This window comes from Aggregatibacter valvarum, from assembly GCF_980468985.1.
Map to the genome: position 1 here is coordinate 236,754 of NZ_OZ413141.1, position 24,536 is coordinate 261,289.

Genomic DNA, 24,536 nt, shown 5'->3' on the forward strand with positions numbered 1-24,536 from the left:
GATTTACGTCTCATTTTATTGATATTTTAATCTTAAATTCGTGAGACCATATTAAAATCTTCCAATGTATTCCCCTCTTTAGCAAAGAGGGGTTAGGGGAGATTTACTCGCTTTGCTCGCACTTCGTGCCGTTGCTAATGCAACGTTCAAACGCAAGCGTTTGTGGCAGAAGATAAAACGGAGAAATTATTCAATAAAATATTGTCTTATTTAATCTCCATCACATCCGGCAACTTCTCCAACTGACTAACCAACAAATCCAAAGTGCGGTCGGATTTTACGGTGAATTTTAACCGCACTTTGCCGTCAATCAGTTGCATATCCATTTGAGTCACGGTAAAACCACGGTGGCGGACAACACGGAGAATGCGCTCTAATACTTCGGGGCGGTGTTGGGCGGTGAGGTCGATTTGGTGTTCCATGTGATTACTCCATACTTTCCAACATATCTGCGTTGCACGCGCCCGGCGGCACTAGCGGCCACACGTTTTCATCGGAATGGATGCAAATATGCAATAAATAAGCCTCTTGGCTGTTGAATAAGCGTTCTAGCGCGGCATCCACTTGATGGGCGGAATCAATGCGTTCCCCTTTAATGCCGAAAGCCGAGGCGAGCACCACGAAATCCGGATTGTCGTCGAGAATCGTGCTGCTGTGACGGGCATTGAAAAAGAGGGATTGCCATTGGCGCACCATGCCGAGGCGTTGGTTATCCAATAACACGATTTTAATTGGGGCTTTGCCGCGACCAATGGAGCCGAGCTCTTGAATATTCATCATGATGGAACCATCTCCGGTGACTAAAATCACTTCATCTTCCGGGCGGGCTTTTTTCGCACCGATGGCAGCGGGCAAGCCGAAACCCATGGTGCCGAAACCGGCGGAGGTGATGAAGTTTTCCGGGGCGTGATGTTGCACGTGTAATGCAGACCACATTTGATGTTGTCCCACGTCAGTGACGACGATGGTTTCCGGTGTTTTTTTGCGTGAAATGCTGTTGAGCAACCATAACGGGTTGATGAGCTGTTCGCCGCTATGTTCGCCATAGCTGAACGCAAATTGTTGTTTATATTGTGCGACGGTTTGTTGCCAAGGGGCGATATCAAGGGGCACACTGAGGCTTTCTAGCGTGGCGATGAGATGGCCGCGTAATGCTACATCTGGTCGGCGTAATTTGCCTAATTCGGCGCCGTCGATATCCACATGAATCACTTTGGCGTGTGGCGCGAAGGTGTCGAGTTTGCCGGTCACGCGGTCATCAAAACGCGCGCCGAACACGAGCAATAAATCGGCTTCTTGGGTGGCATAGTTGGCGGCTTTGGTGCCGTGCATACCGATCATGCCGAGATAATAAGGATCGTCAGGCGATACCGCGCCAAGCCCTTTTAACGTTACGATACTTGGCATTTGAGTCGTGTGTAAGAAATAACGCAATGCCGGCACGGCGCCTGCCATGCCCACACCTCCGCCGATGTACGCCATTGGGCGTTTGGCCTGTTTTAATAGCTCAAGCGCCTGGGTTAGTTGCTTGTCGCAAAGTGCGGTCGTTTTTGGCGGCGAATTCACGATGGGTTTTGCCGTGGTTGGCGCAACTTGGACGTCTTTCGGCACATCGATCAATACCGGGCCCGGTCTGCCACTTTTGGCGATTTCAAAGGCTTTGGCAATAATTTCCGGTAATTCGTCGATATTTTGTACGATAAAGCTATGTTTGGTGCAGGCGAGGGACAAGCCAAGTACATCTGCTTCCTGAAAGGCGTCAGTACCGATAAGTGGCGAAGCTACTTGACCTGTGATCGCTACAATTGGAATAGAATCCATTAAGGCATCGCCTAGTCCGGTGATGAGGTTAGTTGCGCCGGGGCCGGAGGTGGCAATACATACGCCAACTTTGCCTGATGCACGCGCATAGCCAATAGCCGCCATGGCGGCACCTTGTTCATTACGGCAAAGTAAATGGTCTAAGCCGGAATCATAAATTGCATCATAGGTCGGCATGATGGCCCCACCGGGATAGCCGAAAATGGTATCCACGTGATGTGCTTTTAAGCACTCGATGATTAAATTTGCACCGTTCATATTCGTAGCTGTGTTCAATTGTTAGGGAAGCGATTTTTTCGTGTGAAAGGTTTAATCTTTTATTACATTTCCTGAAAAAATTCAAGAAAACCGCCAATATTTTTATATAAAATTTGCTACCATTAGCCATTATGTCATTTAAGGTGAAAAATTATGCAAAAACGTCCCTATCGCGCCATTGTGTCGGACATGGATGGAACCTTGCTGAACGAACATCATGTTATCGGTGATTTTACTGCGCAAACCTTGGAACATCTGTATGACAACAAAGTCGATATTATCCTTGCCACAGGGCGTAATTACTTTGATGTATCCAGTATTTTAAAGAAAACCGAGGTGAAAGAGGCGGTGTTAATTACGTCAAATGGCGCACAAGCGCATAACTTGCAAGGAGAGTTGTTGCTAAATAATTCCTTGCCGGAAGAGATTGCATATCAAGTGATGAATTTGCCCTTTGACGACAACCGCGTCTGTGTCAACAGCTATCAGGCTGATGGCTGGTTTATCAACAAAGACATTCCTGAGCTTTACAAGTATCACAAAGATTCCGGCTTTTTATACAATGTGGTAGATTTTAAGCAACATCACGGACGAGACACGGAAAAAGTGTTTTTTATCGCCCGTACACCCGCAGATTTGGTGGAATTGGAACAGCGTATTCATCAGGACTTCGGCGAGAAAATCAGCATGACTTATTCCACGCCGATTTGCTTGGAAGTGATGAATAAAAATGTGTCAAAAGCCACCGCACTTGCTCAAGTTGTACAGGCTAGGGATTATGGTTTACAGGATTGTATCGCCTTTGGTGATGGCATGAATGACGTCGAAATGCTGGCAGAGGTGGGCAAAGGATGTATTATGGGAAATGCCGATCCCCGTTTGATACAACGTTGTCCACAGTTGGAAACCATCGGTTGCAACACAGACGAGGCTGTCGCGTCTTACCTTCGTGCGATTTTCGGGATTTATTAATGCCGCTATTATCTTCTTTACTCTGGATTAGTGGCGGTGCCGTACTCGGTGCTTGCCTGCGTTGGAGTCTGGGCTTGTTGCTCAATCCGTGGTTTAGCGCTTTTTCTTTTGGCACCTTGTTCGCCAATTATTTAGGTAGTTTTATTATTGGCGTGTTGTTTGCCGTTTTTTGGTCTTTCCCATCACTTTCTTCGGAATGGAAGCTCTTTTTAGTCACCGGATTTCTGGGCAGCTTGACCACCTTTTCAGCATTTTCGATCGAAGTGGTGGAAAATTTGTTGAACGGCAAATTCGCTGTTGGCATTGGATTAATTGCCGCTCATGTCTTTGGCTGTCTGCTTTTTACCGCCTTTGGTGTGTGGCTTATGCGTTGTGTGTTGAAGTAAAAAATGCCTGAATCTGCTGTAACACCGGTGAGCGAATATCGTTGGTTTCAAACAGAATTTCATGTTTCGCTCTGGCAATTTTCTTTAAACTGCTATGCATAAAAAGTGCGGTGAGTTTTTCCAACGTTTTATTATTGACGATTTGTTCTTGTTCCGCCTCTAATACCAATACCGGTGTTTCGATGCGTGGCAATATTTTCGGCAAATGTTTAATGGCGATCAGACACAAATACGCCCAACGGAACGTCGGTCCACCCAAACGAATCGCTGGATTTGCCAAATTAATGTCATTCATTCTTTGCATTCGCTTACTATCATGGCTTAACAAATTTTCCTGCACATCCACCGGTTTATACGGCCCTTTACCAAACACATAACGCTTTCCTTGCCCAAATAACATCATCAGACTTAACAGCATTTCATCACGCACAGGGTGCTTTAAAGGCATGCCAAAAAACGGCGCAGAGAACACGGCACGTTGAATGCGATGATCACAATTTGCCAAATAATAGGTCGCCACTAACGCACCGAGCGAATGCGCCAAAATATATTGATTAGGATAGGGATAAAGTGCGGTCAGATTTTCAATAATTTCTGCCATGTCCTCGACATAAAAACGAAATTCATCCAAATGGCCTTTTTCGCCATCGTTTAGTAAATGCTGGGAATAACCTTGTCCGCGATGATCAAAAATCAGTACATCATAGCCTTGTTGATAAACATCGTAAGCCAATTCCGTCCATTTCAACATATTTTCCGCCCGACCATTGACCATGATCACCAACTCACGTGCTGTCGGATGATGAATAAAATGACGATATGCCAGCCGACAGCCGTTTTTTCCATGAAGATATTGTAAGGGATATTGTGCGGCGAATTGAGAAAATTGAAAGGACATCATTGTATGCAAATTCGTAGTATAATAGTCAGAGCGCAGCATTCTATCATGCGCCGCACCATCAGAACATGGACTCCAACAGAAAGGGATTGCCTTAACGTGATGAAGAATCGGAACACGGGTTGATCTAGAACAAGTTAATCATAAAATTTAGGGAAAATACCTCTTTATGGTGATGATTCTGGTGGGGCAAGTAATTATTATGCAACATTCAAAAATGGCTCATCGGACCTTATGTCAAAGATGACAATAAAATAGATTATCTGAACAATGAATAAAACTGAAATCTTATCAATGGAAGAAGCGAAAGACTGGCACGTTGTCGGTTTGGTGGTGCAAGGAAACCCCAAAAAAATACCGGCAATTCGTACCGCACTTTTAGCTATTCCACACACAGAAGTGCCAACTTTTGATGAAAAAATCGGCAAGATTGTTGCGGTAATGCAATCTCACGATCAGCATATTTTGCTTAATAACATGGAATCTGTGAAAGATATTGACGGTGTTATTACCGTCTCGCTGATTTATCATCAACAAGATGAACAGCCTGAATAACTCAAAAATCATATAGTGGGGGGAAAACACTATGAATTTAAGTCGTAGAGACTTTATGAAAGCGAATGCTGCTATGGCTGCAGCAACCGCAGCCGGACTTGCAATTCCGGTGAAAAATGTAGAAGCCGCTGAAACCGAAATCAAATGGGATAAAGCGGTATGTCGTTTCTGTGGTACCGGTTGTGCTGTATTAGTGGGAACAAAAGACGGTCGTGTTGTGGCGTCCCAAGGTGACCCGGATGCAGAAGTAAACCGTGGTTTAAACTGTATCAAAGGCTATTTCTTACCGAAAATCATGTACGGTAAAGACCGCTTAACCCAGCCGATGCTACGTATGAAAGACGGCAAATACGATAAAAACGGTGACTTCACACCGGTTAGCTGGGATGTCGCCTTTAAAACCATGGCAGAAAAATTCAAAGCTGCTGTGAAAGAATTAGGGCCAAACGGTGTGGGTATGTTCAGTTCCGGTCAAAGCACCATCTTTGAAGGTTATGCTAAATCTAAACTTTGGAAAGCCGGTTTCCGTTCTAATAATATCGACCCGAATGCTCGTCACTGTATGGCGTCTGCAGCCACTGCGTTTCTGCGTACTTTCGGTATGGATGAACCGATGGGTTGTTATAACGACATCGAAAATGCCGAAGCTTTTGTGCTTTGGGGTTCCAATATGGCGGAAATGCACCCAATTTTGTGGTCTCGTATTACCGACCGCCGTTTATCCAATCCGGATGTGAAAGTGGCGGTACTTTCCACCTATGAACACCGTAGTTTTGAATTAGCCGATTATGGTTTAATCTTCAAACCGCAAACGGACTTGGTTATTTTAAACTACATTATCAATTACTTAATTCAAAACGATGCCATTAACTGGGATTTCGTTAATAAACACACCAAATTTAAACGTGGTGAGACCGATATCGGTTATGGTTTACGTGATAATCACCCATTACAAAAAGCCGCTAAAAATCCAAACAGCGGTAAGATGTATGACAGTAACTTCGAAGAATTAAAAGCTTTAGTTTCTGAATACACCTTAGATAAAGCTCACGAAATGTCAGGTGTGCCAAAAGATGTATTGGAAGAGCTTGCGAAATTGTATGCGGATCCAAAACGTAAAGTGGTTTCTTATTGGACCATGGGTTTCAACCAACACACTCGCGGTGTGTGGGCAAACCACTTAATCTATAACATCCATCTATTAACCGGAAAAATTTCTATTCCGGGTTGTGGTCCGTTCTCCTTAACCGGTCAACCGTCTGCGTGTGGTACAGCCCGTGAAGTAGGTACCTTTATTAACCGCTTGCCGGCAGACTTAGTCGTGACCAATCCAAAACACCGTGAAATTGCAGAAAAAATTTGGAAATTGCCTGCAGGATTAATTACAGATGTGTTAGGTTTCCATGCCGTTGCACAAAGCCGTGCATTAAAAGACGGTAAAATGCGTGTGTTATGGCAAATGTGTACTAACAATATGCAAGGTGGTCCAAACATTAATGAAGAAACCTTCCCAGGCTGGCGTAATCCGGACAACTTTATCGTGGTATCCGACCCATACCCAACCGTTTCTTGTTTAGCGGCTGACTTAATGCTTCCAACTGCTATGTGGGTAGAAAAAGAAGGGGCTTACGGTAATGCTGAACGTCGTACTCAATTCTGGCGTCAACAAGTGAAAGCACCGGGTGAAGCCAAATCTGACGTATGGCAATTAGTGGAGTTCTCTAAATATTTCACCACTGATGAAATGTGGCCGGCAGAAATTTTAGAGAAAAATCCGGAATATAAAGGCAAAACCTTATATGAAGTGTTATACCGCAATGGTCAAGTGGATAAATTCCCACTCAGCGATCTTGCAGAAGGCCAATTAAATGATGAGTCTTACCACTTCGGCTTCTATTTACATAAAGGCTTATTTGAAGAATACGCGTCATTTGGCCGTGGTCATGGTCATGACTTGGCACCGTTTGATATGTACCACAAAGCACGCGGCTTACGTTGGCCGGTTGTTGACGGTAAAGAAACCTTATGGCGTTACCGTGAAGGCTTTGACCCGTATGTGAAAGAAGGCGAAGGTGTGGCGTTCTACGGCTATCCGGATAAAAAAGCGATTATCCTTGCTGTGCCTTATGAGCCACCTGCAGAATCACCAGATGAAGAATACGATTTATGGTTATGTACCGGTCGTGTGTTAGAGCACTGGCACACAGGCACAATGACCCGTCGTGTACCGGAATTGCACCGTGCTTTCCCGAATAACGTAGTTTGGATGCACCCGAACGATGCACAAAAACGCGGATTACGTCATGGCGACAAGATTAAAATCGCTTCACGTCGTGGTGAGATGATTTCTTACTTAGATACCCGTGGCCGTAATAAAGTGCCGGAAGGCTTGGTTTACACCACTTTCTTTGATGCCGGTCAGTTAGCCAATAAGCTTACCTTAGACGCAACCGATCCGATTTCCAAAGAAACCGACTTCAAAAAATGTGCGGTGAAAGTGGAAAAAGCTTAATAAACAATGAAAAAAACGACCGCACTTCGGTGCGGTCATTAAGACAATGAAAAAACCGACTGTCACGCCTGAACGCCGAAAATTTCTCAAAGATGCAACCCGTACTGCGGGGGGGCTAGTGGGTCTTGGACTCTTATTAGGTTTACAACAAAAACAAAGCTTAGCCCGTGAGGGGGTGGCATTACGCCCACCATTTGCCATTGAGGATGATGAAAAGTTTGCTGCTGCCTGCATTCGTTGCGGTCAGTGTGTCCAAGCTTGCCCATATGATATGTTGCATTTGGCCTCCTTGCTTTCGCCAATGGAAGCCGGTACGCCGTACTTCATTGCGCGAGATAAGCCTTGTGAAATGTGTCCGGATATTCCTTGCGCGCATGCCTGTCCAAGTGGTGCTTTAGATCGTGATGCACAGGATATTAACCAATCCCGTATGGGACTTGCAGTCTTGTTGGATCATGAAACTTGCCTGAATTGGCAAGGGTTACGTTGCGATGTTTGCTATCGGGTTTGTCCGTTAATCGACAAAGCCATTACGTTAGAAAGTCATCGTAATGAGCGTACCGGAAAACACGCCATGTTTATTCCGACCGTACATTCAGATGCTTGTACTGGTTGTGGTAAATGTGAAGAGGCTTGCGTATTGGAAGAAGCCGCGATCAAAGTGCTTCCAATGTCCTTAGCGAAAGGTATGCTAGGCAAACATTACCGATTAGGTTGGGAAGAAAAATCCAAAGCTGGGCATTCACTTGCGCCAAATGATTTGATTTCCATGCCGACCCGATTACCGGACGGCGTCGCTCCACCGGCAGGAGCCATTCCTGCAGCAGGTGTAGAAGAGATCCCGGAACCTATTTTGGCACCGGTATTAGGAGGTAAGTAATGGCTAATGCACCAAAATTTGCCGGACGAGAAGCCAGAGAAAAGCTAGGGTGGTGGCACGCCAATCGTTTCTTATTTTGGCGACGTCTAACCCAATTAGGCATTTTGTTGATGTTTTTAAGTGGACCTTACTTCGGCGTTTGGATTTTAAAAGGCAATTATAGTGGAAGCTTGCTATTTGATGTGATTCCATTAAGCGATCCGTTAATTACCTTAGAAAGTCTTGCCAGCGGTCACTTACCGGGAATTCTCACACTCAGTGGTGCATTAATTATTTTTATCACCTATGCGTTACTGGGCAGCAAAGTATTCTGTGGTTGGGTTTGTCCGCTAAATGTCGTCACCGATTGTGCTGCTTGGATTCGCCGTAAGTTAGGCATTCGCCAAACGGCAAAAATTCCACGCAGTTTACGCTACGCCATCTTAGTGATGATTTTAGCCGGTAGTGCCGTCAGTGGCTTATTATTATGGGAATGGGTCAATCCCGTTGCCGCCTTAGGAAGAGCCTTAATTTATGGCTTTGGCGCAACAGTGTGGTTAATCCTCGTTGTCTTCTTCTTTGATTTGTTCATTGTTGAACACGGATGGTGTGGACACCTCTGCCCAATCGGGGCAACTTATGGCGTTATCGGTGCAAAAAGCTTGCTTCGGGTCAAAGTCATTGACCGCGCAAGATGTGATAATTGCATGGACTGCTACAACGTTTGCCCGGAACCGCAAGTGTTACGCTCACCATTACACGGAAAAAATAGCGAAAGCCTCCTTGTGCTTTCACAAGATTGTATCAGTTGCGGACGTTGTATTGACGTTTGTCCTGAAAAAGTATTTACCTTTAGCCATAGGTTTAATAACGATATTCCTGTCGTCACATTAAACCAATAAAAATAAAAAAATTTCCATCATTCGGGGGAGTGATTAAAAATGACTAGAAAAAACCTCTTTACTTTTGGTAGTGCTGTATTGACGGCATTGTTTGCAACATCCGTCATGGCAGACCAAGCCAACACAGGTGCCGGCGACTTTTTCAATAATTCACCGGAGAGTGTCAAACCGGCATTCCACGATGCACCAAAACAAAGCGAATTGCCGGCATTAAACTATGTCAACCAACCACCAATGGTACCGCATAGTGTAAAAAACTACCAAATCACAAAAAATGTTAACCAATGCTTAAACTGCCACAGCGTTGAAGCGTCTCGCGTTACCGGTGCAACACGCATCAGCCCAACGCACTTCGCCGATCGCGAGGGTAACATTGGCGCTAGTGCATCTCCACGTCGTTATTTCTGTTTGCAATGTCACGTATCTCAATCGGATGTTGAGCCAATCGTGCCAAACGAATTCAAACCAATGAAAGGTTACGGACAATAAGAGGTGACTATGTCAGACAAAAAAAGCAACATCCTCAAGAGATTCTGGCATTGGTTTAGATCGCCTAGCCGTATCGCAGTAGGAACTATCATTGTATTGTCATTTATCGGCGGTATTCTATCTTGGGTAGGATTCAACTATGGTTTAGCACAAACAAACACGGAAGAATTCTGCGCAAGTTGCCACACCAATGATGCCTATCCGGAATATTTGCACAGTGTACACTATCAAACCCGTACCGGTGTGGGCGCAAGCTGTCCGGACTGCCACGTTCCGCATGAATTTGGCCCGAAAATGTGGCGAAAAGTGGTGGCGGCAAAAGAAGTGTATGCTTATTACATGGGCTTAACCGATACCCTTGAGAAATTTAATGCCCGTCGTCCGCACATGGCAGAAAATGAATGGGCACGGATGAAAGGCAACGATTCACAAGAATGTCGCAACTGCCACAAAATGGATCGTATGGACTTCTCCCAACAAAAAACCGTGGCACAAAAAATGCATAAATTTGCTCAAGAAAATGGCAAAACCTGTATTGACTGCCATAAAGGTATCGCGCACAACTTACCGGATATGAGCAAAGTGGCACCGGGCTGGTTACAAGGCGCAGAGGCTAAACCGGAAGCGTCAAAAGACAAAAAATAAATCGGTTAACTGAAAACATTACGTTTTCTCACCGCACTTTAAAAACAAATAGGCACCTTGGAGGTGCCTATTTTGATCCCACGTAAATTAATTTACCCCATCGCATCAACCTGTTACACGAAATCGTAAATACCCGAAAGGATTAAATAACGTTCCATGTGTGATTCTGTCGTGCATCAAGATGCACGCTACAATATGGAATCACGCTCCTGTAGCGTGCAACTTGATGCACGAAATGAATAACGCTCTTGACGGTGGATGATTACGTTGTCTGAAATGCACGAGAAAATCACCGCACTTTATTTCATGCTGTGGTTGATTCTGTCGTGCATCAAGATGCTCGCTACAAGGAAATCATAAATCGTAGCGTGCAACTTGTTGCACGAAATAAATAACGCTCTTGACGGTGGATGATACGTTGTCTGAAATGCACGAAAAAATCACCGCACTTTATTTCATGCTGTGGTTGATTCTGTCGTGCATCAAGATGCACGCTACAAGGAAATCATAAATCGTAGCGTGCAACTTGTTGCACGAAATAAATAACGCTCTTGACGGTGGATGATACGTTGTCTGAAATGCACGGAAAAATCACCGCACTTTGTTTCATGCCGTGGTTGATTCGGTCGTGCATCAAGATGCACGCTACAATATGGAGTTACGCTCCCGTAGCGTGCAACTTGTTGCACGAAATCGGAAATGCCGGAAAAGGGTTAAATAACGTTCCTTGTGTGGTTCGGTCGTGCAACAAGTTGCACGCTACGAGGGAATCGCGAATTACGTATCGGGGTTGATTCATTCGTGCAACAAGTTGCACGCTACATTCGAAATGAATAACGCTCTTGACGGTGGATGATTACATTGTCTGAAATGCACGAGAAAATCACCGCACTTTATTTCATGCTGTGGTTGATTCTGTCGTGCATCAAGATGCACGCTACAAGGAAATCATAAATCGTAGCGTGCAACTTGTTGCACGAAATAAATAACGCTCTTGACGGTGGATGATACGTTGTCTGAAATGCACGGAAAAATCACCGCACTTTATTTCATGCCGTGGTTGATTCGGTCGTGCATCAAGATGCGCGCTACGCGCGAAATGAATAACGCGCAATACGTTGATTGGAAAAATATTTCCAAAGATCACCGCGCTTTCTTTGTCTATCGTATGTCTCTTTGGGGAGAGTGGTGGGTTGAGATTGCCTTAATAGCACAAGCCGCTATTCCATAGACAAAAAAAGCAAGGTCATTAACCTTGCTTTAGTAATTTGGTGGAGATAATCGGGATCGAACCGACGACCTCTTGAATGCCATTCAAGCGCTCTCCCAACTGAGCTATATCCCCATAAGTGGCGGCTATGATAAATTCCGCCACTTAGTCTGTCAATATTAAATTTTTAATTCATTGCCATCAGATTAAATCTTAAGCATTTTTCCCGTGAATAAAATCAATAGCACGTTGAATTCGGCTTAATACGCGCTCACGTCCGATTCCGACTAAGGTCACATCCATAGACGGCGATTGTCCTGCACCGGTCACAGCGACGCGCAGCGGCATCCCCACTTTGCCCATGCCAACCTCTAATTCAGCGGCAGTTTGTTCAATGGCTTCGTGCGTAGAATGCAAATCCCAAGTAGAAAGTGAGGTCAGTTTTTCTTTTACTTTTTCAAGGGCTTCTACCGCGCCTGCTTTGAAGTGTTTTTTCACCGCGGCTTCATCGAAAGCGTCAAACTCTTCAAAGAAATAACGGCTGGCAAGCGCCATTTCACGTAAGGTTTTACAACGATCCGCCAACATAGCGATGATTTCCGTTAATGCCGGGCCGTTAGACGTGTCAATGCCTAAATCCTTATATTGCCATGCTAAATGTTTCGCGACATAGTCTGTCGGCAATTCACGAATATAATGATGGTTCAACCACAATAATTTTTCGGTGTTAAAGGCACTGGCAGATTTACTTACAGAATGTAAATCAAATAAATCAATCATTTCTTGGCGGGTGAAAATTTCCTGATCACCGTGCCCCCAACCCAAACGCACTAAATAGTTAATCAGCGCTTCCGGCAAATAACCTTCGTCACGATATTGCATCACACTCACTGCGCCGTGACGTTTAGACAGTTTTTGTCCATCGTCACCGTTAATCATGGAAACGTGCGCATACACCGGAATCGGTGCGCCAAGGGCTTTCAAAATGTTAATTTGACGCGGGGTGTTATTAATATGGTCTTCACCGCGCACAACGTGGGTGATGCCCATATCCCAGTCATCTACCACCACGCAGAAGTTATAGGTCGGAGAACCATCGGTACGGCGAATAATCAAGTCATCCAATTCGCTGTTGCTGATTTCAATGCGTCCACGTACCGCATCATCAAATACCACAGACCCCTCAGTTGGATTTTTAAAACGCACTACATGCGGTTCATCGGCAGAATGTTCGGAGTGTTCATGCAAGCAATGGCGGTCATAACGTGGTTTTTCTTTATTTTGTTCTTGTGTATGACGTAATGTTTCCAAACGTTCTTTCGTACAGTAACAACGGTATGCCAAACCCTGTTCAATCATTTGATCGATAACTTGGTTATAACGGTCAAAGCGCTTAGTTTGATAGTATGGACCGTGCTCCCAAGCCAAATCTAACCATTCCATTGCTTCTAAAATCGCCTGTGTAGCTTCCGGTGTGGAACGCTCTAAATCGGTATCTTCAATACGTAACACAAATTCACCGTGATTGTGTTTGGCGTATAACCAGGAATAAAGTGCGGTACGCGCGCCGCCAACGTGTAAATAACCGGTTGGGCTTGGCGCAAAACGGGTGCGCACTTTCACGTTGGGATCCAAATCAAATAATGCTTCTAATTTCATGTTATAACCTTTTTCTGTGCAAATAATTGTGCAGTATTGTACTACGAGTTGTTTGGATTCTTAAGGAAAAATCACGAATTATGCCTATTTTTGAAACAACTGACGGATTTTTGGTAAAAATCTGTTGACTGAAATCATTGAGCAATTATAATGCACGCTCACAACATTGAGGGCGATTAGCTCAGTTGGGAGAGCACCTCCCTTACAAGGAGGGGGTCACTGGTTCGAGACCGGTATCGCCCACCACTTTTTAGGTTTTCAATGTTGTCAATGTAACGACGTGGGCGATTAGCTCAGTTGGGAGAGCACCTCCCTTACAAGGAGGGGGTCACTGGTTCGAGACCGGTATCGCCCACCACTTCTTACATACTTCCCTATTTTAAGATTCTAACGTGGGCGATTAGCTCAGTTGGGAGAGCACCTCCCTTACAAGGAGGGGGTCACTGGTTCGAGACCGGTATCGCCCACCACTTAAAATCTTAAAATACCGATTCGTCGGGCGATTAGCTCAGTTGGGAGAGCACCTCCCTTACAAGGAGGGGGTCACTGGTTCGAGACCGGTATCGCCCACCACTTCATTTCTTATTTTATATACCTTACTTTGCTTAACACATTCTTCTTTCACGGTAAAAAGTGATAGGATGATGCTTTCACATGGATTCACAAACTCACGCTAAAAACGAAGATTTATTAAAATAACAATCAATGACATAAAAGTGCGGTCACAAAAAGCCAATTTTTTGTTGATCGCCTTTTTTGTTTCTGTGCTATATTTTTTAACCAATTTCACTAATCAAAAATCAGAGGATTCTATGGCACTTTGGGGTGGACGCTTTACGCAGGCGGCGGACAAGCGTTTTAAAAATTTTAACGATTCATTACGCTTTGACTATCGCCTTGCCGAGCAAGATATTGAAGGCTCTATCGGCTGGTCGAAAGCCTTGGTTTCCGTCAATATTTTAACCGTACAAGAACAGCAACAATTAGAACAGGCACTAAACGAATTATTGATTGAAGTGCGGTCAAATCCGCAAGCGATTTTGCAAGATGATGCGGAAGACATTCACAGCTGGGTGGAAAGTAAACTGATCGACAAAGTCGGCAATTTAGGCAAAAAACTACACACCGGTCGCAGTCGTAACGACCAAGTGGCACTCGACATCAAAATGTGGTGTAAAGAACGGGTGGCTGAATTGCAACATTCCCTTCGCGAGTTACAACGCAAATTGGTGCTTACCGCAGAAAATAACCAAGATGCCGTGATGCCGGGCTACACGCACCTGCAACGCGCTCAACCAATTACCTTTGCCCATTGGTGCATGGCTTACGTGGAAATGTTGGATCGCGATTATTCCCGTTTAGCCGATGCTTACCGCCGCATGAACAGCTGTCCGCTAGGCAGTGGCGCCCTTGCCGGCACAGCGTATCCTATCGATCGCGAACAGCTCGCTAAAGATTTAGATTTTGCTTTTGCAACTCGTAACAGCTTAGACAGCGTCTCCGACCGAGATCATATCGTTGAACTGCTCTCTGCCGCCTCGCTGAGCATGGTGCATTTGTCCCGTTTCGCCGAAGATATGATTATTTTCAACAGTGGTGAATCTAATTTCGTGGAACTCTCCGATCGCGTGACGTCCGGCTCTTCCCTCATGCCACAGAAGAAAAACCCCGATGCCTGCGAATTAATTCGCGGCAAAGCAGGACGGGTTATCGGTGCATTAAATGGTATGTTAATGACATTAAAGGGATTACCGTTGGCCTATAACAAAGATATGCAGGAAGACAAAGAAGGCATTTTCGATGCATTGGACACTTGGCAGGATTGCGTGGACATGGCCACCCTAGTGCTTGATGATATCAAGGTGAACGTGGAGCGCACCCGTGAATCTGCCCTGAAAGGCTACTCCAACGCAACCGAATTGGCAGACTATTTAGTTGCCAAAGGCGTACCGTTCCGTGATTCCCATCACATTGTGGGCGAAACCGTGGTGTATGCTATCAAGCAACACAAAGCCTTAGAAGACCTGACGATTCCTGAATTTCGTCAATTCTGTGAAAAAGTGTCAGACGATGTGTACGACATTCTTTCTTTACAATCCTGCTTAGACAAACGCGCCGCCAAAGGTGGAGTATCACCGTTGCGTATCGCAGAAGCCATTGCAGAAGCAAAAGCAAGATTGGCATAAAACTATTCACTTTTAAAAGTGCGGTGTTTTTTCGCAATATTTACGGCTCATGAGATCGCCTAGGTCAATAGCCTAAGATTAGCGTATAATGACCGCACTTTTTTATTCTAACAAGGATTCCTTATGTTGCCGCTATCCCAAGCACTTGAACAAATGTTAAATCAACTTCCTTCTCCAACCTGTACAGAGATGCTGCCAATACATCAAGCCAGTCAACGAATTTGTGCTGAAAATGTCATTTCTCCGATTAATGTGCCTTCTTTCGATAACTCTGCGATGGACGGCTATGCCGTGCGTTTGGCAGATTTAGCCGAATCTATGACACTAACTGTTGCAGGGAAAGCCTTTGCCGGTGCACCTTTTGAGGGAGAATGGACGGCACAAAGTGTGGTCAGAATCATGACCGGCGCGATGATTCCACAAGGCGCTGACGCGGTGGTGATGCAAGAAGAGGTTCAAGTGAACGGTGATGGCACGGTGACGTTTACCAGCCTGCCTAAATTGGCTCAAAACATTCGCCGTGTTGGTGAAGATGTGAAACTGGGTGATGTGGTATTACAGCAAGGCGCATTACTCAATGCCGTTTCTTTGCCTTTGCTCGCCTCTCTTGGCATCGAAAAAATTAAGGTTTTCCCACGCTTAAAAGTGGCGGTGCTTTCGACCGGTGATGAATTGGTTCCGGTCGGTCAACCGTTACAAGCCGGTCAAATTTATGATACGAACCGTTTCACTGTAAAACTGTTGTTAGAGAAACTCAATTGCGACGTATTAGATTTCGGCATTTTACCGGACAACGAAGCGCAATTTGAAAAGGCCTTTATAGAAGCGCAACAACAAGCGGATTTGGTCATCACCAGTGGCGGGGTGTCTGTGGGGGAAGCGGATTTTACCAAACATATTTTAGAAAAAGTCGGAAAAATCAACTTCTGGAAAATCGCCATTAAACCGGGCAAACCGTTTGCCTTCGGAAAATTAGAAAAAGCGTGGTTCTGTGGTTTACCGGGCAATCCGGTGTCAGCCTTGGTGACCTTCTATCAATTAGTACAGCCAGCAATCGCAAAACTAAGCGGTTACAGTCAATGGAAAGCGCCAATGCGTTTACCGGCGATTGCAGCAACTAATCTGAAAAAAGCACCGGGACGCTTAGACTTCCAACGAGGTTTCTACCAACTCAATGCACAAGGTCAAATTGAAGTACAACCGGTAGGCTTCCAAGGCTCGCATTTGTTTAGTTCCTTTGTGAAAAGCAACTGCTTTATCGTGTTAGAACAAGAACGTGGTAACGTTGCCGCGGGTGAAACCGTCACCATCGAACCGTTTAACGATTTATTACGCTAATACATTGAGTTTGCTATGGAATTAAGCCATCAGGAAGAATTGCGTTACAACCGTCAAATTGTGTTGAAAGACATTGATTTTGACGGACAAGAAACGTTAAAAAGTAGCAAAATGCTGATTGTTGGTCTCGGCGGATTAGGTTGTGCTGCCGGCCAATATTTGGCTGTTGCCGGTGTGGGTCATTTAACCTTACTGGATTTCGACACCGTGGATTTATCCAATTTACAACGCCAAGTGTTGCACGACGACAGTCGCCTTGGGATGCCGAAAGTGGAATCTGCTAGGCAGTCTCTACAACGTCTAAATCCACATATTGAAGTCAATGCAATCCATCAATTATTGGATGAGCAACAACTTCATGATTTGGTTGGTAAATTTGATGTGGTGTTGGATTGTACCGATAACGTCAGCACACGCAATCAATTAGACACGGCTTGCGCCGCCCATAAAATTCCGCTGGTTTCCGGCGCGGCTATTCGTATGGAAGGACAGGTTTCCGTTTTTACCTATGAAGACAATACGCCGACTTATCACACCCTCAGCCGCTTATTTGGCGACAACGTGTTAAGTTGCGTAGAAGCCGGTGTGTTGGCACCGATTGTCGGTTTGGTTGGTTCGATTCAAGCCTTAGAAGCCATCAAAGTGCGGTTAAAAATCGGCAAGAATTTATGCGGCAGATTGTTGTTGATTGATGGAATGACGATGTCGGTAAGAGAAGTCAAATTGCCAAATAGCAATATACGGTAACGTTATCAATGGTTTCGTGTATTTTGATGCCCGAATAATCCCCTCCGCACGGGATTCCAAATTCAACGTAGCGTGCATCTTAATGCACGACCGCACTACGCACGGCTCATTATTCATTTCGTGCAACGAGTTGCACGCGACAGTCCCCAGTGAGTGTGATTTCGAGCTCAACGTAGCGTGCATCTTGATGCATGACCGAATCACGTACGACACCTTATTTATTTCGTGTAACGAGTTGCACGCTACAGACTACACCACGTACGGCGCATTATTCATTTCGTGCAACAAGTTGCACGCTACGGGGCGTTATTTAATTCTGTAGCGTGCATCTTGATGCACGAATGATTGCCTGACGAACAACGTTTATACCACTGCGTAATACGAGTAGGCTCAAAATACTGCTGGCGACAAGGTCAACCCATTGCCAGTTTAGTAGCCATGCGCTTAATCCGGCGATAATTGCCGCCAGAGAGCCAAACAGGTCAGCTAATACGTGTAAATAGGCGGCTTTGATGTTTAAGTTTTCATGATCGCCTTTCATCATTAGCCAAGCTACGAAAATGTTTACCAAGAGTCCAGTGATGGCAACGCCTAGCATAGGCAACGCCAACATTGTCGTTGGGTATTGCCAACGTTCTGTCGCTTCCACCAAAATCCATACTGCCACCACAATCAGAGAAGTGCCATTTAACAGCGCGAACCTTTTTTGGTTTTGTGCATTTAAAAACAAAGCAATGAGGGCGAGGAGCAACGATAGGCTGTCATTTGCCATGTGCCCGGCGTCAGCCATTAAGGCGAGGCTATTAAAATAATAGCCACCTAAAAACTCGATGATCATATAGCTACTGATAATGACCAAACTGGTGCTTAAAATCTTTTTATTTGTTGGTGTATGAGCGTGTGAATGTTCGTGTTTGTGTTGATGTGGCATCTCGTTCCTTACTTAATTTGTTTGAGTGCATAACAGCTTAAAGCCCGTAGGAACTACGGGATCAAGTATTTTTTGTTAGAATGGTAAAAATTTTTGGGGAGGAAGAAATGAAAGTCAATGAGCTGAGTAAACGCACGGGGATTAATTTAGAAACCATTCGTTACTATGAAAAACAAGGTATCTTACCGGAACCAAGACGACAGGCTAATGGTTATCGATCGTATGACGAAGAAAGTGTGGCACAGCTTATGTTCATTAAAAATTGTCGTCGACTTGGTTTTTCTTTGGAAGATATTAAACAACTTAACGCACTCAAATTTCATACCACTAATCATTATCATGCGGACAAATTGGTGCTTAAGCAACTGGCGTTAGTAGAAGAAAAAATTTCTCAATTACAAGATATTAAAGCGTTTTTACAATCCATCGCGATTAAGGGTAAACATAGCGAGGATGAATGCAAGGCTATAGCCGGGCTTCAGGCAAAAATAAAGGAGACGGTTTAAGGTGTCTCCTAACAAAATGTGTTCACGATTTTAGTTCGTGCAACGAGTTGCACGCTACGGGAGATTCCTCACTGAGTGTGATTTCGAGTTCAACGTAGCGTGCATCTTGATGCACGACCGCACAACGCATTATTCATTTCGTGCAACAAGTTGCACGAATTGGAGAGATTTCCACACCGAACGTGATTCCAGTTAGCGCACCTCAGTACACGAATTAGATCTCATAGGCCGTCATTCTGCTTCATTTCAATCTTTTCAACGCTTCCCGCACGCTTAACGGTGCCATTTTTTCCTTGTATTGTTGCACGAAATTTTTCACCCAATCCGGATTGGTTTTTCCGTATTCACGCAACGCCCAGCCAATGGCCTTGTTAATGAAAAATTCTGACTGACCGAAATTATTTTGGATTATTTCGCTAAGTAACGCTTTATCTGTTTGTTGCTTCAGTGATAATTGGCAATCAATAGCGACTCTCCGCAACCAGATATTGTCGTGTTGGCTCCAACGAATTAACTGCGGTCGGATTTCAGGAAAGTTTAAAAAGATACCACCGATAACTTTGTCTAACGCATCAATGGTGTCCCACCAGGATTTACGGGTGATTAATAGCTCAATTCGAGATAAATCCCGCGGCGTAAGTTGCTCGATCAACGAATTTAAGTAATCTGTCGCAACATATTGCATTTCGCGATAGGGATTGGCCCAACAATCTTCCACAAAATCCCAATCGGGGGCTTGTAATGTTTCATCTTTAAAGAACGGTTTGCAAAATTTACGACGCAACGGCGTAGGAATACCAAGAAAATCAAACTGATTTTTCATATACGCCGCCATTTCAATGGCTTTGTCAGAATTTGCCGCATGTTGTAGCAGGGCTAAAATCGGTTGTATTGTGGGCATATTCACTTTCTGCTTGGTGTTATTTAAAAGTGCGGTCTTTTTTGACTACGTTTTTAATTAAACAACATGAACGCCCAGGTTATCGCGACAATAACCAGTGCAACAAACACGGCAGCAGAACCTTGATCTTTGGCGCGGCCGGAGAGTTCGTGGCGTTCTGTGCCGATACGATCCACTACGGCTTCGATGGCGCTGTTGAGCAGTTCCACGACCAATACTAGCAACACGGAAGCGATCATCAGTGCTTTTTCAACCGCATCATCGCCAAGCCATAGGGCAAGTGGAATCATGAAAAGGCAGCAAAAAAGCTCGTGGCGAAAAGCAGTTTCATATTTGACCGCACTTTTTAAGCCTTGCATGGAATATTGAGTGGATTTGATTAAGTGGGTTAACCCCGTCGTTTTGTCCATTAGGTTTTCCTTTGTTTCTTTATTGTTATTAGAGGCGTTTAGCTTCAATGACATCATCCAGTTTTTCCAAACGGGACAGAATCTTACTCAACATTTCCACGTTGTTCAGCTCAATTTGCATGTCGATGTTTGCCACTTGGCGTTTCGTATCCGTACGGGAAGACACGCCGAGTACGCTGATTTTGTCGTTTGCCAGCACGGTGGTGATATCGCGTAATAAACCGTTGCGATCTGACGCCACAATGCGAATGTTGAGATGGAAGCCGTTAGAATAATTGTCGCCCCAACGGGATTCCACCACACGTTCCGGGTGAACGGTTTGCAGTTCGAGGAATTGTTCGCAATCACAACGGTGAATGGAAATACCACGCCCCATGGTGATGTAACCCACAATGCTGTCGCCCGGAATCGGTTGGCAACAACGTGCAATGTGGTGCATTAAGTTGCCGACGCCTTCGACGATAACGCAATCTTTGCGTTCCGTTTTTTGTTGGGCATTAGCCGCACTTTTGGTGCTGACGTGACGCAAGATTTCTTCATCCACTTCCTGCGCAGAAATTTTGATGAATTTGTTTTGCAGGAAGTTGATTAACGGCCCGATACGAATATCACCGCCGCCAATGCCCGCATATAAATCGTCGAGGTTTTTCAGGTTATAACGCGGCAAGGCTTGTTGTTCTACTTGTTTTAAGCTGATGCCCAGGCGGTTAATTTCGCTTTCCAACAATTCTTTGCCGGCCGGAATATTTTTATCACGATCCTGTTTTTTGAACCACGCGTGTATTTTTGCACGGGCTTTTGCCGTGTGGGTAAAGCCGAGGTTCGGATTCAGCCAGTCGCGACTCGGGTTCGGGTTTTTCTGGGTGATGATATCTACCTGATCGCCCATTTGGAGTTGATAGGTGAATGGCACAATGCGTCCGCCCACTTTGGCGCCGATACAACGGTGACCGATTTCACTGTGAATGGCGTAGGCAAAATCGAGTGGTGTTGAGCCTGTTGGCAAATCCACCACTTCGCCTTTCGGCGTAAAGACATACACGCGATCATCGAACACTTGGCTGCGTAATTCCGCCATGACTTCGCCGGAGTCCGTAATATCGTCTTGCCACGCCAAGAGTTTGCGTAGCCAGGCGATTTTTTCTTCGTAACCGGAGCGGCCGGCGCTGGCGCCTTCTTTGTATTTCCAGTGTGCCGCAACACCAAGTTCGGCATCATCGTGCATTTGTTGGGTACGAATTTGCACTTCTATCGGTTTGCCGCCTTTACCCAACACCACGGTGTGAATAGATTGGTAGCCGTTTGGTTTTGGGTTGGCAACATAATCGTCGAATTCTTTTGGCAGATGTTTGAAATGGGTGTGCACAATGCCAAGTGCGGTGTAACAATCTTGTAATTTTTGCACGACGATGCGCACCGCGCGGACGTCATATAAGTCAATGAACTCTAAGTGCTTTTTCTGCATTTTTCGCCAAATGCTGTAAATATGTTTCGGGCGACCGTACACTTCGACTTGTGGGATATTTTCTTGTAAATAACCGGAAAGTTCGGCGACAAAATCGGCAATATATTGTTCGCGGTCAAGACGACGTTCTTTTAATAATTTGGCGATGGCGCGATATTGTTCCGGGTGCAGATAACGGAAACAGTAGTCTTCCAGTTCCCATTTGAGCTGTCCGATGCCTAAGCGGTTGGCAAGCGGGGCGTAAATATTGGCACATTCTTTGGCGGCGAGGACGCGTTCTTCTTCCGTATAATTTTTTTCAGCATCACGCAAAAAGGCGATACGCTCCGCTAATTTGATAATCACACAGCGGAAATCATCTACCATAGCGAGTAGCATTCGACGCACGTTATCCACCTGTAAGCTGCTGGCAGAATGGGTGATGTTGAGTTGGCGGATATTGTCCATTTCGATAACACCGCGTACCAGTTTGCTGATCTGGGCGCCGAAATCTTCTTCAATTTGGGCTAAATCCACCAGTTGATCGCGGACGATAGGGAAAAGCATGGCGGTGAACAAGCTATCGGCATCCATGTTTAAGCTGTTGAGGATTTCCACCATTTCCACGCCGAAGGTCAGCAAATGGGCTTCTTCCTGCTGATGTTCGGCACGCAAGGTCATTTTCTGTTGCGAATAATGCCATGCCGTCATTAAGTTGGCTTTGACATTTTCCGCTACATTCAAATTAGCGCACCATTTTTCAATCTCAAAATCTTTAGGATTTAATAAATGAGATCCTCTCACAGCGACCATAATGAATCCTTATCTTTTTCGAAATAAACTTATCGACTCCAAATGACCGGTTTGTGGGAACATATCGATCATGGCGACTTTATCTAATTGATAGCCTGCGTCACGCAAGATTTCCGTATCTCGCACGAGTGTTGCAGGATTGCAAGAAACATACAGGATGCTTTCAGCCTGTAATTGACAGAGTGCATTTAAAGCAAATGCTGCCCCTGTGCGTGGTGGATCGAGCAAAATCTTATTGAAGGGTTGCTGCGCCCACGGTTGATTGATAAAAGGTTTATCTAAATCCGTCCGGTAAAATTGGACATTATGACAACCGTTTCGTTCGGCATTGGCACGGGCTTTTTCCACCATCGCAGAAACGCCTTCAATGCCTACCGCACTTTTTACTTTGCGACTCAGTGGTAAGGTGAAGTTGCCCATACCACAGAACAAATCTAACACATGATCCTGCGAATTCAGCGCCAACCAGTCTAACGCCGTTGCAATCATTTGACGGTTTAATTGTGCATTAATTTGAATGAAATCGCGAATATCAAATTGCAAGGTGAGGTCATCGTCCAAGCGGTAAAAAGGCTGTTCACCTTGCCAATGTTCAATGCTGTCATGTTCTTGTACAAATAACATGAGTTGGTGTTGCTCGGCAAACCGTAATAATAAAGTGCGGTCGGTTTCACTGATGTTTTTTATATGGCGTAATAACATGGCGATGCCATTGTCTGCTGCCACAAGTTCAATATGCCCCAGTTGTTGTGGGGTTGACCATTGCTTGAAAAGTGCGGTCAGTTTTGGCAATAAATCATTCAGCGGTTGTTCCAGCACCAAGCAATGTTCAATGGGAATAATTTGCTGTGAATTTTTACGCCGTAAGCCGATATTCAGTTTACGATTTTTGCTGTCAAACAATACGCTTAAACGTACCCGACGGCGGTAATGCCAAGGCTCGCCTTGCAATAACGGCATGAAATGAATAGGCACCGACTGTAAACGGGATAAGCGTTGAACCAATGCAGTTTGCTTGGTAGAACGTTGTAATTCAATGGGAATATGTTGATTTTGGCAACCACCGCATTGTTCAAAATAAACGCATGGCGGTGTTTGGCGCTGAGGACTTGGGCGTAAAATACGCTGCGCTACACCTTGACCGTATTGGCGTTTTTCTTCCAATACGCGAACTTCTACGCTTTCTTGCGGCAGCGCGTTTTCAATAAACCAAGTTTTGCCGTTAATTTTAGTCACGCCTAAGCCTTGATAATCCAAATCAAGAATGTGTGCGATGAAATTTTCGGTCTTTTTCTTTGGTTTGGTGTCGCTGTAAAGTAATGCCATGTTATTTTGAATATAAGCTGTGTTGGGTGAATAATTCTCGGCTTTTCAAGGGCTTGTCGCCTAAATACGGTTTTAATGCAATGCGCGTGAAGCGTTTGGCTGCCGATAATACAGAGGGTTCGTCAAATTGTGTTTGTTCAAAGGCCAATAATTCCCGCCCGTAAAAGGTTAAATTATCTTTGATTAAGGAAGCAATAAAGCCTTTTTCTTCGCGGTAACGATAGGTCATGTCCGCTTCCACGGCTTTACCGGAACCTGCACAATGAGTGAAATCAATGCCATAGCCTAAGGTGCGCAATAATTGAAATTCAAAGGTGCGTAGCGCAGGCTCCACGTGAGTTTGTGATACGGCTAATTGCGTTAAACATTGCAAATAGTGTTGGAACAGTTGCGGATAGGCTGTTTCCGGTTCCAATACGCGGCAAATGAGTTCGTTTAAATAAAAGCCGCTGTATAAGGCAACATTTTGTAAGGGTAAGGCAATGGCGGCAGGTTCTGCTTTGGTCAGGATTTTCAGATCACCGCGACCGCTCCAACGTAGCAGGAGCGGTGTAAAGGGTTGTAGCACGCCTTTTAGCATGGAGCGCTTTGCCCGTGCGCCTTTTGCCAATACGCTGATACGCCCGAAATCTTCGGTGAGTAAATCTATCAATAAACTGGTTTCGCTGTAAGATTTGCGATGTAGTACGAAACCGCGTTGCCAATTTTCGATGATGTCGCCCTTTCGTCAATAAAAAACCGGTGTTTATTTTAGCAGATTTCCCACCG

Annotated in this window: 23 protein-coding genes and 5 tRNA genes; 17 read left to right on the forward strand and 11 right to left on the reverse strand. The window is 45.0% G+C overall.

From position 1 onward, the window contains the following. Nucleotides 1–206: 206 nt before the first annotated feature. Nucleotides 207–422: an acetolactate synthase 2 small subunit gene (ilvM, locus tag AC30SF_RS01055; RefSeq protein WP_489607279.1), complete on the reverse strand. Its 216-nt coding sequence runs from the start codon at nt 420–422 to the stop codon at nt 207–209. 4 nt (nt 423–426) lie between these two features. Next, on the reverse strand, nt 427–2,079 hold the full coding sequence (gene ilvG, locus AC30SF_RS01060; RefSeq protein WP_489607280.1) for an acetolactate synthase 2 catalytic subunit: 1,653 nt from the start codon (nt 2,077–2,079) through the stop codon (nt 427–429). A 153-nt stretch (nt 2,080–2,232) separates the two neighbouring features. Here ilvG and AC30SF_RS01065 point away from each other — a divergent pair, with 153 nt between their 5' ends. Both AC30SF_RS01065 and crcB read left to right on the forward strand, forming a co-directional pair. Beyond that, nucleotides 2,233–3,051: a Cof-type HAD-IIB family hydrolase gene (locus AC30SF_RS01065; RefSeq protein ID WP_489607281.1), complete on the forward strand. Its 819-nt coding sequence runs from the start codon at nt 2,233–2,235 to the stop codon at nt 3,049–3,051. Further along, nucleotides 3,051–3,437 (forward strand): fluoride efflux transporter CrcB, encoded by a 387-nt coding sequence (gene crcB / locus AC30SF_RS01070; RefSeq protein ID WP_489607282.1) that lies wholly within the window; start codon nt 3,051–3,053, stop codon nt 3,435–3,437. Before AC30SF_RS01065 ends, crcB begins: the two co-directional genes overlap by 1 nt. Here crcB and AC30SF_RS01075 read toward each other — a convergent pair. Then, a complete protein-coding gene (locus AC30SF_RS01075) occupies nt 3,415–4,377 on the reverse strand; it encodes an alpha/beta fold hydrolase (RefSeq protein WP_489607283.1) in 963 nt (320 codons plus the stop codon). The genes crcB and AC30SF_RS01075 overlap by 23 nt on opposite strands. A gap of 228 nt (nt 4,378–4,605) precedes the next feature. On the opposite strand from AC30SF_RS01075, the gene AC30SF_RS01080 reads away from it, so the two are divergent. The 7 genes from AC30SF_RS01080 (at nt 4,606) to AC30SF_RS01110 (ending at nt 11,528) form a co-directional block, all read left to right on the forward strand. Next, nucleotides 4,606–4,890, forward strand: a complete 285-nt coding sequence (locus tag AC30SF_RS01080) for a chaperone NapD (protein ID WP_209363500.1) — start codon at nt 4,606–4,608, stop codon at nt 4,888–4,890. A gap of 31 nt (nt 4,891–4,921) precedes the next feature. After that, nucleotides 4,922–7,402, forward strand: coding sequence for a nitrate reductase catalytic subunit NapA (napA, locus tag AC30SF_RS01085; protein WP_489607284.1), 2,481 nt, complete (start codon nt 4,922–4,924; stop codon nt 7,400–7,402). Nucleotides 7,403–7,448: 46 nt separating this feature from the next. Then, complete coding sequence (napG, locus tag AC30SF_RS01090) at nt 7,449–8,282, forward strand: ferredoxin-type protein NapG (protein ID WP_209363496.1); 834 nt, start codon at nt 7,449–7,451, stop codon at nt 8,280–8,282. Then, nucleotides 8,282–9,163: a quinol dehydrogenase ferredoxin subunit NapH gene (gene napH / locus AC30SF_RS01095; protein WP_489607285.1), complete on the forward strand. Its 882-nt coding sequence runs from the start codon at nt 8,282–8,284 to the stop codon at nt 9,161–9,163. The genes napG and napH overlap by 1 nt, the downstream gene beginning before the upstream one ends. Nucleotides 9,164–9,202: 39 nt before the next feature. Continuing rightward, nucleotides 9,203–9,652: a nitrate reductase cytochrome c-type subunit gene (locus AC30SF_RS01100; RefSeq protein ID WP_209363494.1), complete on the forward strand. Its 450-nt coding sequence runs from the start codon at nt 9,203–9,205 to the stop codon at nt 9,650–9,652. A 9-nt stretch (nt 9,653–9,661) separates the two neighbouring features. Beyond that, nucleotides 9,662–10,297: a NapC/NirT family cytochrome c gene (locus tag AC30SF_RS01105; RefSeq protein WP_296025643.1), complete on the forward strand. Its 636-nt coding sequence runs from the start codon at nt 9,662–9,664 to the stop codon at nt 10,295–10,297. 1,012 nt (nt 10,298–11,309) lie between these two features. Then, a complete protein-coding gene (locus AC30SF_RS01110) occupies nt 11,310–11,528 on the forward strand; it encodes a hypothetical protein (RefSeq protein WP_489607286.1) in 219 nt (72 codons plus the stop codon). A gap of 38 nt (nt 11,529–11,566) precedes the next feature. Here AC30SF_RS01110 and AC30SF_RS01115 read toward each other — a convergent pair. Then, nucleotides 11,567–11,642 (reverse strand) — tRNA-Ala (locus tag AC30SF_RS01115). 78 nt (nt 11,643–11,720) lie between these two features. After that, on the reverse strand, nt 11,721–13,166 hold the full coding sequence (gene gltX / locus AC30SF_RS01120) for a glutamate--tRNA ligase (protein ID WP_489607287.1): 1,446 nt from the start codon (nt 13,164–13,166) through the stop codon (nt 11,721–11,723). Between the two features lie 170 nt (nt 13,167–13,336). Here gltX and AC30SF_RS01125 point away from each other — a divergent pair. From AC30SF_RS01125 to moeB, 7 genes are all read left to right on the forward strand, one after another. Next, nucleotides 13,337–13,412 (forward strand) — tRNA-Val (locus AC30SF_RS01125). A gap of 36 nt (nt 13,413–13,448) precedes the next feature. Further along, a tRNA-Val gene (locus AC30SF_RS01130) sits at nt 13,449–13,524 on the forward strand. A gap of 36 nt (nt 13,525–13,560) precedes the next feature. Then, nucleotides 13,561–13,636 (forward strand) — tRNA-Val (locus AC30SF_RS01135). A gap of 27 nt (nt 13,637–13,663) precedes the next feature. Beyond that, nucleotides 13,664–13,739 (forward strand) — tRNA-Val (locus tag AC30SF_RS01140). A 239-nt stretch (nt 13,740–13,978) separates the two neighbouring features. Further along, entirely contained in the window at nt 13,979–15,352 is a 1,374-nt protein-coding gene (gene argH, locus AC30SF_RS01145) for an argininosuccinate lyase (protein ID WP_489608295.1), read from the forward strand. A 123-nt stretch (nt 15,353–15,475) separates the two neighbouring features. Next, nucleotides 15,476–16,690: a molybdopterin molybdotransferase MoeA gene (moeA, locus tag AC30SF_RS01150; RefSeq protein WP_489607288.1), complete on the forward strand. Its 1,215-nt coding sequence runs from the start codon at nt 15,476–15,478 to the stop codon at nt 16,688–16,690. Nucleotides 16,691–16,705: 15 nt separating this feature from the next. Then, nucleotides 16,706–17,437 carry a molybdopterin-synthase adenylyltransferase MoeB gene (gene moeB, locus AC30SF_RS01155; protein WP_489607289.1) on the forward strand — a complete coding sequence of 244 codons (732 nt, stop codon included), beginning with the start codon at nt 16,706–16,708 and terminating at the stop codon, nt 17,435–17,437. Nucleotides 17,438–17,747: 310 nt separating this feature from the next. Here moeB and AC30SF_RS01160 read toward each other — a convergent pair whose 3' ends face one another. Continuing rightward, on the reverse strand, nt 17,748–18,368 hold the full coding sequence (locus tag AC30SF_RS01160; RefSeq protein ID WP_489607290.1) for a cation diffusion facilitator family transporter: 621 nt from the start codon (nt 18,366–18,368) through the stop codon (nt 17,748–17,750). A gap of 107 nt (nt 18,369–18,475) precedes the next feature. On the opposite strand from AC30SF_RS01160, the gene AC30SF_RS01165 reads away from it, so the two are divergent. Continuing rightward, entirely contained in the window at nt 18,476–18,874 is a 399-nt protein-coding gene (locus tag AC30SF_RS01165; protein WP_376922329.1) for a MerR family transcriptional regulator, read from the forward strand. 241 nt (nt 18,875–19,115) lie between these two features. On the opposite strand, the gene AC30SF_RS01170 is transcribed toward AC30SF_RS01165, so the two are convergent. The 5 genes from AC30SF_RS01170 to recO are packed head-to-tail and all read right to left on the reverse strand — an operon-like array spanning nt 19,116 to nt 24,483. Continuing rightward, entirely contained in the window at nt 19,116–19,775 is a 660-nt protein-coding gene (locus AC30SF_RS01170) for a DNA alkylation repair protein (protein ID WP_489607291.1), read from the reverse strand. 53 nt (nt 19,776–19,828) lie between these two features. Then, complete coding sequence (locus AC30SF_RS01175; RefSeq protein WP_489607292.1) at nt 19,829–20,185, reverse strand: diacylglycerol kinase; 357 nt, start codon at nt 20,183–20,185, stop codon at nt 19,829–19,831. A gap of 28 nt (nt 20,186–20,213) precedes the next feature. Then, the gene (relA, locus tag AC30SF_RS01180; RefSeq protein WP_489607293.1) at nt 20,214–22,442 is read right to left on the reverse strand and encodes a GTP diphosphokinase; all 2,229 of its coding nucleotides are present in this window, start codon (nt 22,440–22,442) and stop codon (nt 20,214–20,216) included. A gap of 9 nt (nt 22,443–22,451) precedes the next feature. Next, complete coding sequence (rlmD, locus tag AC30SF_RS01185) at nt 22,452–23,768, reverse strand: 23S rRNA (uracil(1939)-C(5))-methyltransferase RlmD (RefSeq protein WP_489607294.1); 1,317 nt, start codon at nt 23,766–23,768, stop codon at nt 22,452–22,454. A gap of 1 nt (nt 23,769) precedes the next feature. Next, on the reverse strand, nt 23,770–24,483 hold the full coding sequence (gene recO / locus AC30SF_RS01190) for a DNA repair protein RecO (protein WP_489608296.1): 714 nt from the start codon (nt 24,481–24,483) through the stop codon (nt 23,770–23,772). Nucleotides 24,484–24,536: the final 53 nt, after the last annotated feature.